Raw genomic sequence first — 16,214 nt, 5'->3', positions numbered from 1 at the left:
TTGCAACGGTGAAGCGAATTATCCTTCCTAAAGCAATTTCTCAAATGATAGACCTATATCCAACAGTTGTCAGAAAAAAATGTCTCATTTGTTGCGTACATCCCGCCTGTTTGCCTGGCTTTTTATCACCGGATTAAGTCTCGCGATGATCGTGACTTCCGGTTTCTATCTTTATCTTCGCCCCGGACTTCCGCCAGTGGATCAGCTTCTTGATATCAAGTTGCAGACGCCACTGAGGGTCTACAGCGCGGATGACAGATTAATAGCAGAATTCGGTGAAAAGAGAAGGGCACCGGTCACAATCGAACAGATCCCTACAATTCAGTTACATGCCTTTCTGGCCGCGGAAGACGCGCGTTTTTACGACCACTTCGGGGTGGACTTCAAAGGCCTGATGCGGGCTGCCATCGAACTGGTCTCCACGGGAGAGATCCAGTCTGGGGGCAGCACCATCACAATGCAGGTTGCAAAAAATTACTTTTTGTCACGCGACAGAACGTTTATCCGCAAGTTCAACGAGATACTTCTGGCTCTTCAAATAGAACGTGAACTGAGCAAGGAGCGCATCCTCGAGCTCTACCTGAACAAGATCTATCTCGGCAACCGCTCGTACGGCATCGCTGCCGCCGCTCAGGTTTACTACAACAAGCCGATCTCCGAACTGTCCCTGGCACAGATGGCCATGCTTGCCGGCCTGCCCAAGGCACCGTCCGCCTTCAACCCTCTCGCCAATCCTGAGCGCGCACAGATTCGCCGCAACTGGATTCTCGGGCGCATGCGAGACCTCGGCTACATCACGCCGGACGCATATGAACTGGCAGCCAATGCCCCCCTCACCGCGCGCTACAATGCCGCGGATACCGAAGTGGATGCCGATTTTGCCGCGGAAATGGCGAGAACCGAAATGGTTCGGCGGTTTGGCGACAAGGCCTACACCGATGGCTACGAAGTCAAGCTCACCGTTAACAGTACCAAGCAGCAGCAGGCCACGTTGGCCCTCCGCAAGGGCCTGGAGACGTATGACCGCAGGCACGGCTTCCGGGGACCCATCGGCCAGATTGACAGTGTCGAGCTGGAACCGGAGAACCTGGAGCGATTGATTGCCGGCTATCCGCGGGTGGAAGCCCTCATACCCGCCATCGTGACCGCGGTCCGGGACGACGACGGCGAAGTGGATCTGTTTGCCCGAACCCTGGGCAAAACCGTCATGACCTTTGAGTCCATGACCTGGGCCCGACGCTACAGAACCGAAAACCTGACCGGCGCCAAACCGGAAAAACCCTCGGACGTGGTCAGCAGAGGCGATGTCGTCTACGTCAAACCGGCCGCAGACCCGGCACTCGAGACCATGGCCACAGAAGCCGGCGCTGATGATGGCCGCAGCCCGCAGATCGACACCATCAATATCCGTCAGGTTGGTCTGGCTCAGGCGCCTCGCGTGGAGGGCGCCCTTATTTCTCTGAATACTGCCACGGGGGCCATCGAAGCACTTGCTGGCGGGTACAGCTTCAGCCAGAGCAAGTACAATCGCGCCACCCAGGCGAAGCGACAGCCTGGCTCCACCTTCAAGCCTTTCCTGTACCTGGCTGCTCTCGAAAACGGCATGACACCTGCCACCATCTATAACGATGCCCCGATCGTGTTTGATGACGACGAACTGGAAACAGCCTGGCGCCCGCAGAATTCGTCTGGCCAGTTCTATGGCCCAACGCGGCTTCGCAAGGCGCTCTACCTGTCACGAAACCTGGTCTCCATCCGGCTACTCCGGGACCTGGGCATCCAGAACACACTGGATTACCTTGACCAGCTGAAGATCCCCACCGGCGACATGCAAAAAGACCTGTCCCTGTCTCTTGGCAGCGGCCAGCTGACGCCTATGGAACTGGCAAGGGGCTTTGCAGTGATCGCCAACGGCGGGTATGACGTGACGCCCTACCTGATAGCGAGCATCACAGACGTCAACGACGAAGAGATTTACAGCGCGCCGAAAGTGATTTTATGCAACCGGGACTGCGATGACGTCCTACAGCAGGCATCGGCAGAAGGCGACGCAGCCAGCGATGGTGAACCTAAAGTACGCATTGCCCGCCGCCTTGCCGATGAGCGCTCGGTGTATATTCTGCACTCGATGATGCGGGACGTGATCAAGCTGGGCACGGGGCGCCGCGCGCTGGCACTGGGTCGCAGCGACTTGGCCGGCAAAACCGGAACGACCAACGAGCAGGTAGACACCTGGTTTGCCGGATACAATCACGACATTGCCACCACCGTGTGGGTCGGCTTTGACCAACCTGCCCCATTGGGACGCCGCGAATTCGGTGCCAGCACGGCACTGCCGGTCTGGATGGACTATATGAAAGTTGCTCTGAACGGCAGCTCCAGCTCGCTGATGCCCCGCCCGAACGGCATCGTCAACGTTCGGATTGACCCGGAAACCGGAAAGCGCGCCCGACCGGGGCAGGATGGTTTGTTTGAACTGTTTCGCGAGGAGGATGCGCCGCCGCCAATGGATCCGCGGGACGAATCCGGAAACGGCGGTAATGGCGATGATGATCTGTCACGCCAGATCTTCTGACCTGACCGAAGCATTCAGGCACAAAAAAACCGGCGGGATCACCGCCGGTTTTTTTATGTGCTCAGCTCACCGGGAACGACTCAGATGATATCGTCCATGGACTTGAGCGGGTAGTGAGCCGGATACGGGTTACGCGCAACACCGGAATCAACCGCTGCACGGGCTACCGCCGCCGGAACCACTCCCAGCAGGCGCACATCCATCGGCTTGGGAATGATGTATTCCTTACCGAATTCAAACGCCTCAACACCATAGGCTTCGCAGATCTCACGGGGTACCGGCTCTTTCGCCAGCTCGCGAATCGCGTTTACCGCAGCCACTTTCATCTCCTCATTGATGCTGGTGGCACGCACGTCCAGAGCACCGCGGAAAATGAACGGGAAGCCCAGCACGTTGTTCACCTGGTTCGGGTAGTCCGAACGACCGGTCGCCATGATCAGGTCATCGCGGGTTGCCAGGGCAACTTCCGGGCTGATCTCGGGATCCGGGTTGGAGCAGGCAAACACAATCGGATTGGGCGCCATCAGCTTCAGCTGATCAGCGGTCAGCAGGTCCGGACCAGAGAGACCCAGGAACACATCGGCACCGGTCATCGCGTCATCCAGCGTGCGCTTGTCGGTGTCGTTGGCAAACATAGCCTTGTACTGGTTCAGATCGTCACGACCCGAGTGGATCACACCCTTGCGGTCAAGCATGAAGATGTTTTCAGAGCGAATACCGCAGCTGATCAGCAGCTTCATACAGGCAATCGCGGCGGCACCGGCACCCAGGCACACCACTTTTGCTTCTTCAATTTTCTTACCCTGAAGCTCCAGAGCGTTGATCATGCCGGCCGCGGTTACAATGGCGGTTCCGTGCTGATCGTCGTGGAAGATGGGCACATTGCATTTTTCGATCAGAGCGCGCTCGATCTCGAAGCACTCAGGTGCCTTAATGTCTTCCAGGTTGATACCACCGAAGGTATCGGCGATACGCTCTACGGTTTCAATAAACGCCTGCGGGCTTTCAGAATTGACTTCGATGTCGAAAACGTCAATCCCAGCAAAGCGCTTGAACAGTACGCCCTTGCCTTCCATTACCGGCTTGCTCGCCAGAGGACCGAGGTTACCCAGACCAAGGATGGCGGAACCGTCAGAGATCACGGCTACCAGGTTGCCCTTGGCAGTGTACTTGTATGCGTTCTCGGGGTCCTTTGCGATCTCGCGGACCGGTTCGGCAACCCCGGGGCTGTACGCCAGGGAAAGGTCGCGGGAGGTCTTGGTCGGCTTGGTGATTTCAACACTCAGCTTACCAGGCCGCGGCTTGGCGTGATATTCAAGGGCTGCTTCTTTCAGATCTTGAGACATTGCCACTGTTCCGTTTGTCACGTTTAAGAGGTAATAAACCCGCCGGGACCTGTCCCAACGGAGCGCGCCATTATGGCGCGAAGGCGTAGATCAGACAAGGCCTGATTGTGCATTTACTGAGCAGTCAATAGGGCCAACTGCGTATACACCGCCACTATTTACGAATGTCCCGGGGGTTCGGGCACAAAAAAAAGCGTCCCACAGGACGCTTTTTTCAGAAAGAACCGGATAATCAGTCTTTCTTGCCACCGATGCGGCCACCGAAACGCTTCTGGAAGCGATCGATACGACCACCGGTATCCATAACCTTCTGCTTTCCAGTGTAGAACGGGTGGCACTGGGAGCACACATCCAGCTGCAGATCCTGACCGATGGTGGAACGGGTCTTGATCACGTTACCGCATGAGCAGGTAGCGGTAATCTCTTCGTACTTGGGGTGGATACCTTCTTTCATGGCGAACCTCTGTCGGTCATGCCGCTACCTGATCGCGGGAGCTTCTTACTCCGGGCGCCGGGCACCGCATGTTTGAATCAATGAAGAAGACGGGGCACAATCATGCCCTGCCGGAAACAGACCGCGAATCTTACTTGCAAACGCTACGGCAGGCAAGCCCAAACCTTTGGGGCATTTCCCCCGCACGCCGTACCGGCCGCCTCCACGTCGATATCAAGGATACGCAAATACCGTGACTGCCTCACCGAAACGGACTTCCAGCGGAACCGGGCAACCGCCGGCCACTGTGCGTATTGCCCTGAACCGTCCTTTGCGCCGTCTTTTCGACTACCGCACGCCCGACCATCTGGCGCTCCAGCCAGGCCAGCGAGTGAACATACCGTTTGGCCGGCAATCGGCCATGGGCCTGGTCGTGGAAACCGGCGTAGAGCCGCCCGCAGGAATCGAATTGAAATCGGTGTATTCCACCCCTGAGCCCTGGCCGGCGCTACCGCCGGAAACCTTTCGGCTATTGAGCTGGGCATCAGACTATTATCAGCACCCTTTGGGGGAATGTCTTTTTACTGCACTGCCGCCGGCATTGCGGCGCGGCCGCCCGGCCGCGGAAAAACCGGACACCTGGTGGCGTGCCAGCGGACTCCCTCAAACGCTCTCCGCCAACGCCCATCGTCAAAAGGCACTGCTTACCTGGCTCAGGGAGCGCCCTGCCGGCGCTCCTGTGTCGGCCATTGTCGCCGCCGGCTTCACCCGCGAGCAGATTCGCACACTGCACCAGAAAGCACTGGTAGAGGAGTCTGCCGCCTCAGGCGAAGCGCCGGCTCCGGCACCGCCAACACCGGGGCCGACCCTGTCGCCGGTGCAGCAAGCAGCCGCTGACCAGATTCCCGGGCCAGACGAGGGCTTCAACGCATCGCTTCTGTTCGGCATTACCGGTAGCGGCAAAACCGAGCTCTACCTTCATTACCTGAAGCAACGGCTCGATGACGCCTCGCAGGCGCTGGTGCTGGTGCCGGAAATCAATCTGACGCCGCAAACGGTGGCCCGATTCCAGCGCTATTTCGGCCACCGGATTGTGGTCTGGCATTCGGCCCTGAATGATGGCGAGCGCCTGTCTACGTGGCTGAAAGTCCGTAACGGCGAACCGGTCATTCTGATCGGTACACGGTCCGCCGTGCTACTACCGTTCACGCACCTGAAAACCATTGTCGTTGATGAGGAGCACGACAGCTCCTACAAGCAGGGCGAGGGTTTCCGCTACTCAGGGCGGGATGTGGCCGTATATCGGGGACACCTGAACCAATGCCCGGTGATACTGGGCTCGGCGACTCCCTCCCTGGAGTCCTATCACAACGCCCTGTCCGGAAAATACCGGCTGATCAGGCTCGAGGAACGGGCGGGTAACGCCCGGCCGCCCACCATCAGCCTGCTGGATATCCGCAGCCGTCCGCTCGAGGGCGGCCTGTCCCGCCCTAGCCTGCAAGCCATCGAGAAATGCCTTGCAGCTGGCCAGCAGGCCCTGGTGTTTGTAAACCGGCGTGGCTTCGCTCCGGTGATGATGTGTTTCGATTGCGGGCATATGGTGGAGTGCCCGCGCTGCGACACCCGGCTGACCTACCACCGACGAGACCGGGCCATGCGCTGCCACCATTGCGATTACCAGACCGCCGCCACGGAACACTGCCCCAAATGCCAGAGCGAGGCCTTCAAACCGGTCGGCCAGGGTACCGAACGCACCGAGGACATTCTCGCCTCGCAGTTTCCGGACACGCCGGTGGTGCGGGTGGACCGCGACAGCACCCAGCGCAAAGGAAGCATCCAGGGCATTCTCAAAAAAGTGAACACCGGGGAGCCCTGCATCCTGGTCGGCACCCAGATGCTGGCGAAAGGTCATGATTTTCCCAACGTCACGCTGGTGGTGGTGGTCAACGCCGACGGCGGTCTGTTCAGCATCGATTTCAGGGCCCCCGAACAGCTCATTCAGACCTTGCTGCAGGTCAGCGGTCGCGCGGGTCGTGGCGAAAAACCGGGACACGTCCTGGTCCAGACCTGCCACAGCGACCATCCGATTCTGAAATCCCTCTGCCAGGGCCACTATCTAGCCCTGGCCGATCAATTGCTTGCGGAGCGGGAGAACGGTCTGTTCCCGCCTTTTCGTGCCATGGCAATATTCCGGGCAGAAGCCGACACCATGGCAAAAAGCCTGGCACTGCTGGACACCCTGAAACCGAAAGCCAGCGTAACCGGCATCGATGTCTGGGGGCCGCTGCCGGCGCTGATCGCCCGCCGCGCGGACCGCCACCGGGCACAGTTGGTGCTGTGCTGTGACAACCGCAAACGACTGAACCAGGTACTTGCCCATCTGTGTCAGGGTCTGGATCAGCAAAAACTGCCGAGTGGGCTGAAATGGATGATTGATGTGGATCCGCAGGAAACCGGCTGAGACACGCGTAGGCTTTTTGCTTGCAGCTGCCGTTTCCGCGATAATAGCGAGCTTCGATTCCCGGCGGTCTCCCGCCTGATACCCATTCTTCCGTAAACCGAGTCATCCGACAGCATGAAAGAAACCGTCTCCGATCTGCTCCAGTCTGCACTGGCCACTCTGCAATCCGAGGGCACCCTGCCCGCGGATCAGTCCTACAGCCCGCAGGTTGGTAACACCAAGGACAAGTCCCACGGTGATTACGCCTGCAACATTGCCCTGGTGGCCGCGAAGGCGGCGGGCTGCCCGCCGCGGCAACTGGCAGAGGCGTTGGTGGCAAGGATTCCACAAAGCTCGGCCGTGGAAAAAGTGGAAATTGCCGGTCCCGGTTTCATCAATTTTTTCATGAGCACCGCCAGCGCCTTTGGCGTGGTGAATACTGTTCTGGACGAAGCCCATCAGTTCGGCCGCAACCGCACAGGCCAGGGCGAGAAAGTTCAGGTGGAATTCGTGTCCGCAAACCCGACCGGCCCCCTGCACGTTGGTCATGGCCGTGGGGCCGCCATCGGCGATTGCCTTTGCCGGCTGCTGGAAGCCAACGGCTATAAAGTGACCCGGGAGTTCTACTACAACGACGCCGGAGCCCAGATCAACAACCTGGCCCTGTCGGTACAGTCCCGGGTGAAAGGACTGACACCGGAAGACGACAGCTGGCCGGCCGATGGCTACCGCGGTGACTACATTGTGGACGTGGCCAACGCTTATCTGGCCGGCGAGACCATCACCGCAGACGACCGCCAGGTGACCGGTAAAGCCGATCCCGACGATATGGACGCCATCCGTGAATTCGCCGTGGCCTATCTGCGCCGTGAGCAGGATCTCGATCTGAAGGCCTTCGGCGTAGAATTTGACGTCTACTTTCTGGAATCCTCCCTCTACCAGGACGGCAAGGTCGAAGCGACCGTCAACCGCCTGCAGGAAAACGGCTACACCTACGAACACGACGGCGCCCTTTGGCTGAAAACCACCGAGTTCGGTGACGACAAGGACCGTGTCATGCGCAAGAAAGACGGTGGCTACACCTATTTCCTGCCGGACGTGGCCTATCACCTGGACAAGTGGCAGCGTGGATTTACCACGGTGATCAACGAGCAGGGCGCGGACCACCATTCCACCGTCACCCGCGTGCGGGCCGGCCTTCAGGCGCTCGACGCCGGCATTCCCGGAGGCTGGCCGGATTACGTATTGCACCAGATGGTCATGGTGACCCGCTCCGGACAGGAAGTAAAAATCTCCAAGCGTGCCGGCAGCTACGTGACCGTTCGTGATCTGATTGACGAAGTGGGCCGTGACGCCACGCGCTTTTTCCTGGCAGCACGGCGCGTCGACTCCCAGTTGACCTTCGATATTGATCTGGCCCGCTCCCAGACCAATGAAAATCCGGTGTACTACATCCAATATGCGCACGCCCGTATTTGCAGCGTGCTGCGCAAACTGGCTGAGGAAGGCGTAAACCGCGGCCTGAATGAATGCGTCGGCGATCTGTCCTTACTGACACTGGACGAAGAAAAAGAACTGGCCAACCAGCTGGCAAAATATCCTGAGCTGATTGCCAATTCCGCTGCCCAGCGTGAGCCGCACCACCTGACCCATTACCTGCGGGAGCTGGCGGGACAATTCCATACGTACTACAACGCCCACAAGGTGTTGATTGAAGATACCGCTCTGCGCGACGCTCGCATCAGCCTCTATCTGGCTGTGCGCCAGGTGATCGCGAACGGTCTGGACCTTCTTGGCGTTAGCGCGCCGGAAGAAATGTAACTCGGGAATTATCGACACATGTCACTGAAGTGGGTTCTGTCACTCGCAGCCGTTGGCGGCTTTATCGGCTTCATCGCCTACCTCAATTCGCTGCCAGCCCCGGACCCTGTGCCGCGGGAAACCACCAGGCAGACACCGGCGGCAACGCCGCCTCCTGAGCGGGAAACCGCCTCCGGCAAAGAAGAAAAGCAACGCTATCGGTTCTACGAGCTGCTGCCGGAATCCGAGGTGGTTCCTCCGAAAGTAGAGGAGTATACGCCCGGGCCGGCATCCCAGGATTTTACCTATCTGATTCAGTCAGGCTCTTTCCGCAGCCAACAGGACGCTGAGCGCCAGCGCGCGCAGATCGCGTTCCAGGGACTGCGGGCCAACGTTCAGCGCATCGATCTCGACAGCGGCAGTACCTGGTATCGGGTCAACGTGGGCCCCTTCACCTCCCGCAGCCAGATGAACTCCGCCATCGACAAGCTGGTCTCCATCAATATCGAACCTCTGGTGCGGAAAATTCCCAAAGAGGGCTGAACGCCAGCCCTTGAAAACACACCGCCAGCCTCCATAACTGCTGAATACCGTTTTTCATCAGGCAACTGGAGCCCACATGACTACCATTCTCTCCGTCAGGCGCGACGACGAAGTCGCCATGGCTGGCGATGGCCAGGTTTCCCTTGGCAACACCGTTATGAAAGGCAACGCCCGCAAGGTTCGCCGGCTCTACAACGGCAAGGTCCTGGCGGGCTTTGCCGGCGGCACCGCCGACGCGTTTACGCTGTTTGAACGGTTCGAGGCCCAACTGGAGAAACACCAGGGCAACCTGACCCGGGCGGCAGTGGAACTGGCCAAGGACTGGCGAACAGACCGCGCACTGCGCAAGCTCGAAGCATTGCTGGCGGTGGCGGACAAGACCGCCTCGCTGATCATTACCGGCAACGGCGACGTCATCGAGCCGGAACAGGGCCTGATTGCCATTGGTTCCGGCGGGCCATTCGCCCAGGCCTCCGCCCGCGCCCTGCTTGAAAATACCGACCTGAAAGCCAGTGAGATTGTGGAGAAAGGCCTGGATATCGCGGCCGACATCTGCATCTACACCAACCACAATCGCACCCTGGAAGTGCTTTCCGCCAACGACTGATCCGGAGCCACCATGTCTGCAATGACTCCCCGTGAAATTGTTCACGAGCTCAACAAACACATCGTCGGCCAGGAAGAGGCCAAGCGCGCGGTTGCCATTGCCTTGCGTAACCGATGGCGCCGCATGCAGCTGGATGCCGATCTGCGTGAAGAGATTACCCCGAAAAACATCCTGATGATCGGCCCCACCGGCGTGGGTAAGACCGAAATTGCGCGACGGCTCGCCAAACTCGCCGATGCGCCATTCCTCAAAGTGGAGGCCACCAAGTTCACCGAAGTGGGCTACGTGGGCCGGGACGTGGAATCCATCATCCGTGACCTTGCTGACATGGCGGTCAAGATGCTCCGCGAAACCGAGAAAAAACGCCACGAACACCGCGCCCTCGATGCCGCGGAAGAGCGCATTCTGGATGCCCTGCTGCCCCCCGCCCGGGACTTCAAGGAAGACAGCCAGCGCACCGACGGCGAATCGTCCACCCGCCAGTTGTTCCGCAAGAAGCTGCGGGAAGGTGAGTTGGATGACAAAGAAATCGAAATTGATCTGCGCAGCGGCGGCGCCGGTGTCGAGATCATGGCGCCTCCGGGCATGGAAGAGATGACCAACCAGCTGCAAAGCATGTTTTCCAGTATGTCCGCCGACAAACGGAAAACCCGCAAGATGAAAGTGGCGGACGCGCTGAAGCAGGTCAAGGACGAAGAAGCTGCCAAACTGGTGAATGAAGAGGAAATCAAACAGCGCGCGGTGCAGTCCGTCGAGCAGAACGGCATTGTGTTCATCGATGAGATCGACAAAGTTGCCAAGCGCTCCGAGAACACCTCCTCTGACGTCTCCCGTGAAGGGGTTCAAAGGGACCTGCTGCCATTGATTGAAGGCAGCACCGTCAGCACCAAGTACGGCGCGGTGCGCACAGATCACATTCTGTTCATTGCATCCGGCGCCTTCCACCTTTCAAAGCCATCGGACCTGATTCCGGAACTTCAGGGGCGACTGCCCATCCGGGTAGAATTGCAGGCGCTGACACCGAATGACTTCAAACGCATCCTGACTGAGCCGGACGCCTCACTGGTGCAGCAGTATGAAGCGCTCATGGGCACCGAAGGCGTCAAACTGACGTTTGCGGACGACGCCATTACACGCATTGCGGAAGTAGCGTGCAAGGTCAATGAGACCACGGAGAACATCGGCGCCCGCCGGTTGCACACGGTGCTTGAGCGGCTGCTGGAAAGCCTGTCTTATGACGCGGGTGATCAGGTTACAGACGGTTTCGAAGTGACTGCGGCGTACGTGGATGAGAAACTCGGCGAACTGGCAGAAGACGAGGACCTGAGCCGCTACATCCTTTAACGCAGATATCGGTGTGCGGCTGAACGGGTCGGGTTGCGCAGCGCGAGCCCGACCTTCAGCGGCTCACTGCGCCTTGGAAAACAGGTGGCTGACGTTTCCCAGTCCACTGACCAACTTGCCCTTCTGGGCCCGCTTCTTGCGGCCCTTGGCCACATACAGCGGCAACATCTCACCGTACAGACTGGTGCTGATGGTGCGCTGCTCATCTTCCAGCCGATCCCGGCGCAACTTGATGCCGTATCGGGCCAGCCTGGGTTCCAGCTCATCCGCCCGCTGGAGCAGATCGCGACGGGTCATCTGATAGGCGTGCTCACACACCATGCGGCGGGACTGGAAACTGAACACGTTTGAGAAAAACAGCTTGGCGTCGTCCCGGGTAGGCTCGAACAGGAGGATATCCTTATCCGGGTAATCCCGTTTGTACTGAGCAATACCCGACTGCATGCGAGAATACACCATGGTGCGGAACATCTGGGACAGCAGGTTGGGCATACCGGAGCGGGTCAGCTCCCCTGGCTTCATGGTGCCAGCGCGCACTGCTGCGCTGGCGTCAATGGGCACCTGGGGGTTGACGGCAAACACCAGATCGGCCCCATCCTCAAACGCGACTGACGCATGCAACCCCTTGCGCAGGGTTCCGTCCACGTAATAACGGCCGTCAATGTTGACCGGCACATACAGCCCCGGCGAGGCCGTGCTGGCCTGGATCGCGCGGGAAATGGGCACGTGATCGAAGCCGGGGGCACCAAAACAGACCGCTTCGGTGCTTTCCACGTCGGCTGCGACAATGTAGAGACTGCGTTTCAGTTGCCGGAAGTCGTTCGTCCGGCCCAGCATGGTGAAGGCTCGCTCCAGGTACTCGTGCAGACCCTCGTTATCAAACAAACCGGCAGGCGCCGCCTGAGCGAGAATGGTCATCGCTTCCAGCAGGCTCTGATCGTAGGGGTTTTTCACAAACCGGCGGAGGGCGGTGGTCACCAGCCCCGGCACCGCCAGCAGCCGGCTGCCGAGTTCGCGAAAAGCCGGCCGATAGAAGACTTCCGGGTGAAAGGGGTGAACTTCCGCCTCATTGCGCACAAAAATACGGCAGAGCTGGGCGGTGGTCATCTGGTTGGCCAGGTTAGCGGCCACGAAGGACCCGCCATTCACCCCGACGTAGACGTCGATGTTATTGAAGTCCAACCCGTCGAGAGCCTCGTCCAGCGCCCGCAGCGCCCCAATCTCGTAAATCCCTCCCAACGGGCCACCACCACCCAGGGCCAGGCCGATACGGGGTTTGGATTTGATATCCGTGGTCGCTGACGTCATACAACATTCCCGGTCGGGTTCTTGTTCGATAAAAGCCTAGACGGCTGAGTTTCCAAGGTAACAGCGGTTTTTAGAGTCCACACCCTATAAAGTGGCCCAAAAGGCCAACTCTTCAGGATGCGGCCTGCTCCGCGATGACGGCACTGGTGGATTTGCCCGGGCGCAGATAACGGCCGAATCCGGCATTGCGCAAGGCCAGGTCCACGCAGCTCTTGATAACGTGGGGCGAATCCAGCAGCAATACATCTTCCAACAGCTGGCAGGCCCACTCGCGGGTCACACTGCGGATCACCGATTTGACCTTGGGCAGGCTGGCCGCGTTCATGGACAGAGAATCATACCCCATGGCCATCAGCAGCAGGGCACCGCCGGGATCACCGGCCAGCTCGCCGCAGATACCCACCGGCTTGCCCACTGAATGGGCATCCTGGGCCACACGCACCAGCGCCTGCAGTACAGCCGGGTGATAGGAGTGATAGAGCTGGGCCACGCGGGGATTATTGCGATCCACCGCCAACAGATACTGGGTCAGATCGTTGGAGCCAACCGACAGGAAGTCCACCCGGTCCGCCAGCTCACGGATCTGATAAACCGCGGCGGGAATCTCCACCATCACGCCCACTTTGGGCATATGAATGTCGTAACCTTCTTCCCGCACCTCGTGATACACCCGGTAGATCAGGTGCAGGGACTCTTCCACCTCGGAGATGTTGCTGATCATGGGCAGCATGATCTGCAGATTGTTCAGCCCTTCGCTGGCCTTGAGCATCGCCCGCACCTGAACGAGGAAGATCTCCGGGTGGTCCAGGGTTACCCGGATACCCCGCCAGCCAAGGAACGGGTTTTCTTCTTCGATCGGGAAGTAAGTCAGCGCCTTGTCACCACCGATGTCGAGAGTGCGCATGGTGACCGGGCTGGGCGCAAAGGCCTCCAACTGTTCGCGATAGTACTCCCGCTGCTCCTGCTCGGATGGAAAACGGTCCTTGATCATGAACGGCACTTCAGTGCGATAAAGCCCGATACCCTCGGCGCCGTGATTCAGGGAGCGCACCACATCGGTCATCAGGCCGGTATTGACCAGCAATGACACCCGATGCCCATCGGTGGTCTCACAGGGCTTGTCCCGCAGGACTTCCAGCCCTTTGACCAGTTCATCCTCTTCGTTGCAGATTTCCTGGTAATAAACCCGCAGTTCCTCGGACGGAGAGGCAAAGATCTGCCCTTCGAACCCATCGACAATCAGGTCGCGACCGTCGAGCTGATTGACCGGAATGTCCACCAGCCCCATGACCGTGGGCACACCCATGGCGCGGGCCAGAATCGCCACGTGAGAGTTGCTGGAACCCTTCACCGATACCAACCCGACCAGTTGGCCCTTGGGCACCTCTCCCAGCATCGCCGGTGTCAGCTCCTCACTGACCAGAACGGTCTGCTCCGGATAAACCAGGTCTTTCTGTTCGCCTTCCTGCAGGTGCGACAGCAACCGTCGACCGAGGTCGCGGATATCCACCGCTCGCTCCTGCAAATAGTGATCGTCCATCATCTCGAAATGGCGAACGTATTGCTGCACCACCTGCTTCAGCGCGCCCTGTGCCCAGTAACCCTCACGAATCTTGTTGGCGACCTCGCCGGGCATGGCATCGTCACCCAGCATCCGCAGATATACATCAAACAATGCCTGCTCTTCCGGGCGCAACTGGGAGGCCAGGCGAGCGGCTACCCGCTCGATGTCCTCTCTCACCGCAGTAACCGCACCACCGAATAACTCCAGCTCGAGGTCAATATCGTCGGTCGGTTTTTCCGGCACCACATCCAGATCGGCGCCGGGATACACCACCACCCCCTTGCCGATGGCCACGCCGGGGGCACCGGGAACACCGTTGAAACTGACGTCCCTGGCTTCCTCCCCGGTCAGGGACAGGCCGCTGATTGCGCCCGTGGCCTCGCTGTGGGCAATCACCCCTGCCAGCTGCGCCGATACGGTAACCAGAAAGGCTTCCTCGCCTTCATCGAAACACCGTGAGCTTTCACGCTGCTGCACCACCAGCACACCGAGTACGCGGCGATGGTGAATGATGGGAACGCCCAGGAAAGAGCGGAAACGCTCCTCACCGGTTTCCGGGAAGTAACGATAGCGGGGGTGAGACGGGGCATCCTCAAGATTGATCGGCTCCTCCCGGGAGCCCACCAGACCCACCAGACCCTCGGAATGAGCCAGACTGACCTGCCCCACCGCCTTGCTGTAGAGTCCCTCGGTCGCCATCAGAATATAGCGATTGGTTGCCGGATCCAGCAGGTAGACTGAACAGACCTCGGTGCTCATGGCTTTCTGCACACGGGATACAATGATCTCCAGCGCTTCCTGCAGATCGCGGGCGCTGTTCACCTCTTGTACCAGATTTCGCAGTATGCTCAGCATGGCGGTTTCAGCCCGTCATTTCTGTGGATCCTATGAGCGCCGGATCTGCTCGCTCCGATGCCACTGCTCCATGTTATAGAACAGCCTCGGCGCCAGCTCTCTGAGCGCACGTCTGTAAACTTCGCGTTTGAATGAGACCACCTGCCCGAGGGGGTACCAGTAACTCACCCACTGCCAGCCGTCAAATTCCGGCGAATCGGTGCCGTCTACGCGCACCTGCGCATCCGGCGATAACATCCTCAGCAGGAACCATTTCTGTTTCTGTCCCACACAGACGGGATGCGAATTCTGTCGCACCATCCGCCGCGGGAGGCGATAACGCAACCAGCCCCGCGTGCAGCTGATGATCTCGACATCTGCCGCAGCCAGGCCGATCTCTTCCCCCAGTTCCCGATACAATGCATCTTCCGGCGATTCGTTGTGCTTGATACCGCCCTGCGGGAACTGCCAGGAGTCTTGCCCTATTCGCCTTGCCCAGAGAACCTCGCCCCTGTGGTTGGCCAGAATGATTCCGACGTTGGGTCTGAAACCGTCTGAGTCGATCACGGCACAGTCCTTTTGAAAGTCGGTTGACCGGCGCAAAAATTCACCGGTCGGAATTGTCCAAGTTGCTATCATTCTTACAGAATCCCAAGGGTTCGGCAAACGAAGCCGTCACCGATGTGTCGTGATAGACTGACGCCTTTCCTGCAACCCCTGTCATGACCGGAGGTAACACCCTTGACGCTCGCAATCTTTGACCTCGACAACACCCTGCTCGCCGGAGACAGCGACCATGCCTGGGGCGAATTTCTGGTGGAAGAGGGCATTGTGGATGCCGAGGAATACCGCAAGGCGAACGATCGCTTCTATCAGGAATACCTCAACGGCGAACTGGACATCCTGCACTACCTCGGCTTTGCCCTGCAGCCTCTGGCAAAGCACGCCATGGAAGACCTGCTGGCCTGGCGCGAGCGCTTCATGGACAAAAAAGTACGCCCCATGTTGCAGGACAAGGCCTTCCAGCTGCTGGACAAGCACCGCGATCAGGGCCACACCCTGATGATCATTACCGCCACCAACCGCTTCGTCACCGAACCGATCGCTGAGCTGCTGGGCATCACACATCTGATCGCCACCGATCCGGAACTGATCAATGGCCGTTACACCGGCCAGGTCGCGGGGGTTCCCAGCTTTCAGGACGGCAAAGTCAGCCGCCTGAACGACTGGCTGGCCTTGCAGAATGAGACGCTGGAGGGCGCCTGGTTTTACAGCGACTCCCTCAATGACGTGCCCTTGCTGAAAAAAGTCGACAACCCGGTGGCGGTTGATCCGGATCCGACACTGGAGAAGCTGGCTCTGGAGAAAGGCTGGAAAGTGATGTCTCTGCGGGATTGACCACTTTACCCGCTGAAGGACC

General features: G+C 59.2%; 12 protein-coding genes. 7 read left to right on the top strand and 5 right to left on the bottom strand.

Annotated features, from left to right (window positions below):
• Window positions 1-79 precede the first annotated feature (79 nt).
• Window positions 80-2,575, top strand: a complete 2,496-nt coding sequence (locus R0125_RS15815) for a penicillin-binding protein 1A (RefSeq protein WP_317238776.1) — start codon at window positions 80-82, stop codon at window positions 2,573-2,575.
• An 80-nt stretch (window positions 2,576-2,655) separates the two neighbouring features.
• On the opposite strand, the gene R0125_RS15810 is transcribed toward R0125_RS15815, so the two are convergent.
• Window positions 2,656-3,921: a malic enzyme-like NAD(P)-binding protein gene (locus tag R0125_RS15810; RefSeq protein WP_248183746.1), complete on the bottom strand. Its 1,266-nt coding sequence runs from the start codon at window positions 3,919-3,921 to the stop codon at window positions 2,656-2,658.
• 232 nt (window positions 3,922-4,153) lie between these two features.
• Window positions 4,154-4,375, bottom strand: a complete 222-nt coding sequence (gene rpmE, locus R0125_RS15805) for a 50S ribosomal protein L31 (protein WP_248183744.1) — start codon at window positions 4,373-4,375, stop codon at window positions 4,154-4,156.
• A gap of 232 nt (window positions 4,376-4,607) precedes the next feature.
• On the opposite strand from rpmE, the gene R0125_RS15800 reads away from it, so the two are divergent.
• The 5 genes from R0125_RS15800 (at window position 4,608) to hslU (ending at window position 11,088) form a co-directional block, all read left to right on the top strand.
• Complete coding sequence (locus tag R0125_RS15800) at window positions 4,608-6,815, top strand: primosomal protein N' (protein WP_317238775.1); 2,208 nt, start codon at window positions 4,608-4,610, stop codon at window positions 6,813-6,815.
• Window positions 6,816-6,929: 114 nt separating this feature from the next.
• A complete protein-coding gene (gene argS, locus R0125_RS15795) occupies window positions 6,930-8,615 on the top strand; it encodes an arginine--tRNA ligase (RefSeq protein WP_317238774.1) in 1,686 nt (561 codons plus the stop codon).
• Window positions 8,616-8,633: 18 nt separating this feature from the next.
• The gene (locus R0125_RS15790) at window positions 8,634-9,137 is read left to right on the top strand and encodes an SPOR domain-containing protein (RefSeq protein WP_248183741.1); all 504 of its coding nucleotides are present in this window, start codon (window positions 8,634-8,636) and stop codon (window positions 9,135-9,137) included.
• 76 nt (window positions 9,138-9,213) lie between these two features.
• Window positions 9,214-9,744, top strand: coding sequence for an ATP-dependent protease subunit HslV (gene hslV / locus R0125_RS15785; protein ID WP_213478305.1), 531 nt, complete (start codon window positions 9,214-9,216; stop codon window positions 9,742-9,744).
• Window positions 9,745-9,756: 12 nt separating this feature from the next.
• Window positions 9,757-11,088 (top strand): ATP-dependent protease ATPase subunit HslU, encoded by a 1,332-nt coding sequence (hslU, locus tag R0125_RS15780; protein ID WP_248183740.1) that lies wholly within the window; start codon window positions 9,757-9,759, stop codon window positions 11,086-11,088.
• Between the two features lie 63 nt (window positions 11,089-11,151).
• Here the strand turns inward: hslU and R0125_RS15775 are convergent, their stop codons facing one another.
• The 3 genes from R0125_RS15775 to R0125_RS15765 form a co-directional block, all read right to left on the bottom strand.
• Complete coding sequence (locus R0125_RS15775) at window positions 11,152-12,396, bottom strand: patatin-like phospholipase family protein (RefSeq protein ID WP_317238773.1); 1,245 nt, start codon at window positions 12,394-12,396, stop codon at window positions 11,152-11,154.
• A gap of 112 nt (window positions 12,397-12,508) precedes the next feature.
• Window positions 12,509-14,815, bottom strand: coding sequence for a phosphoenolpyruvate--protein phosphotransferase (ptsP, locus tag R0125_RS15770; protein WP_248183738.1), 2,307 nt, complete (start codon window positions 14,813-14,815; stop codon window positions 12,509-12,511).
• A gap of 30 nt (window positions 14,816-14,845) precedes the next feature.
• On the bottom strand, window positions 14,846-15,361 hold the full coding sequence (locus R0125_RS15765; protein WP_248183736.1) for an RNA pyrophosphohydrolase: 516 nt from the start codon (window positions 15,359-15,361) through the stop codon (window positions 14,846-14,848).
• Between the two features lie 174 nt (window positions 15,362-15,535).
• On the opposite strand from R0125_RS15765, the gene R0125_RS15760 reads away from it, so the two are divergent.
• On the top strand, window positions 15,536-16,192 hold the full coding sequence (locus tag R0125_RS15760) for an HAD family hydrolase (RefSeq protein ID WP_248183734.1): 657 nt from the start codon (window positions 15,536-15,538) through the stop codon (window positions 16,190-16,192).
• Window positions 16,193-16,214: the final 22 nt, after the last annotated feature.

Source organism: Marinobacter sp. M-5 (genome assembly GCF_032911545.1).
Classification (GTDB): Bacteria; Pseudomonadota; Gammaproteobacteria; order Pseudomonadales; family Oleiphilaceae; genus Marinobacter; species Marinobacter goseongensis.
The sequence above is the reverse complement of the archived record's forward strand: the minus strand, read 5'-3'. Positions and strand labels throughout refer to the sequence as shown.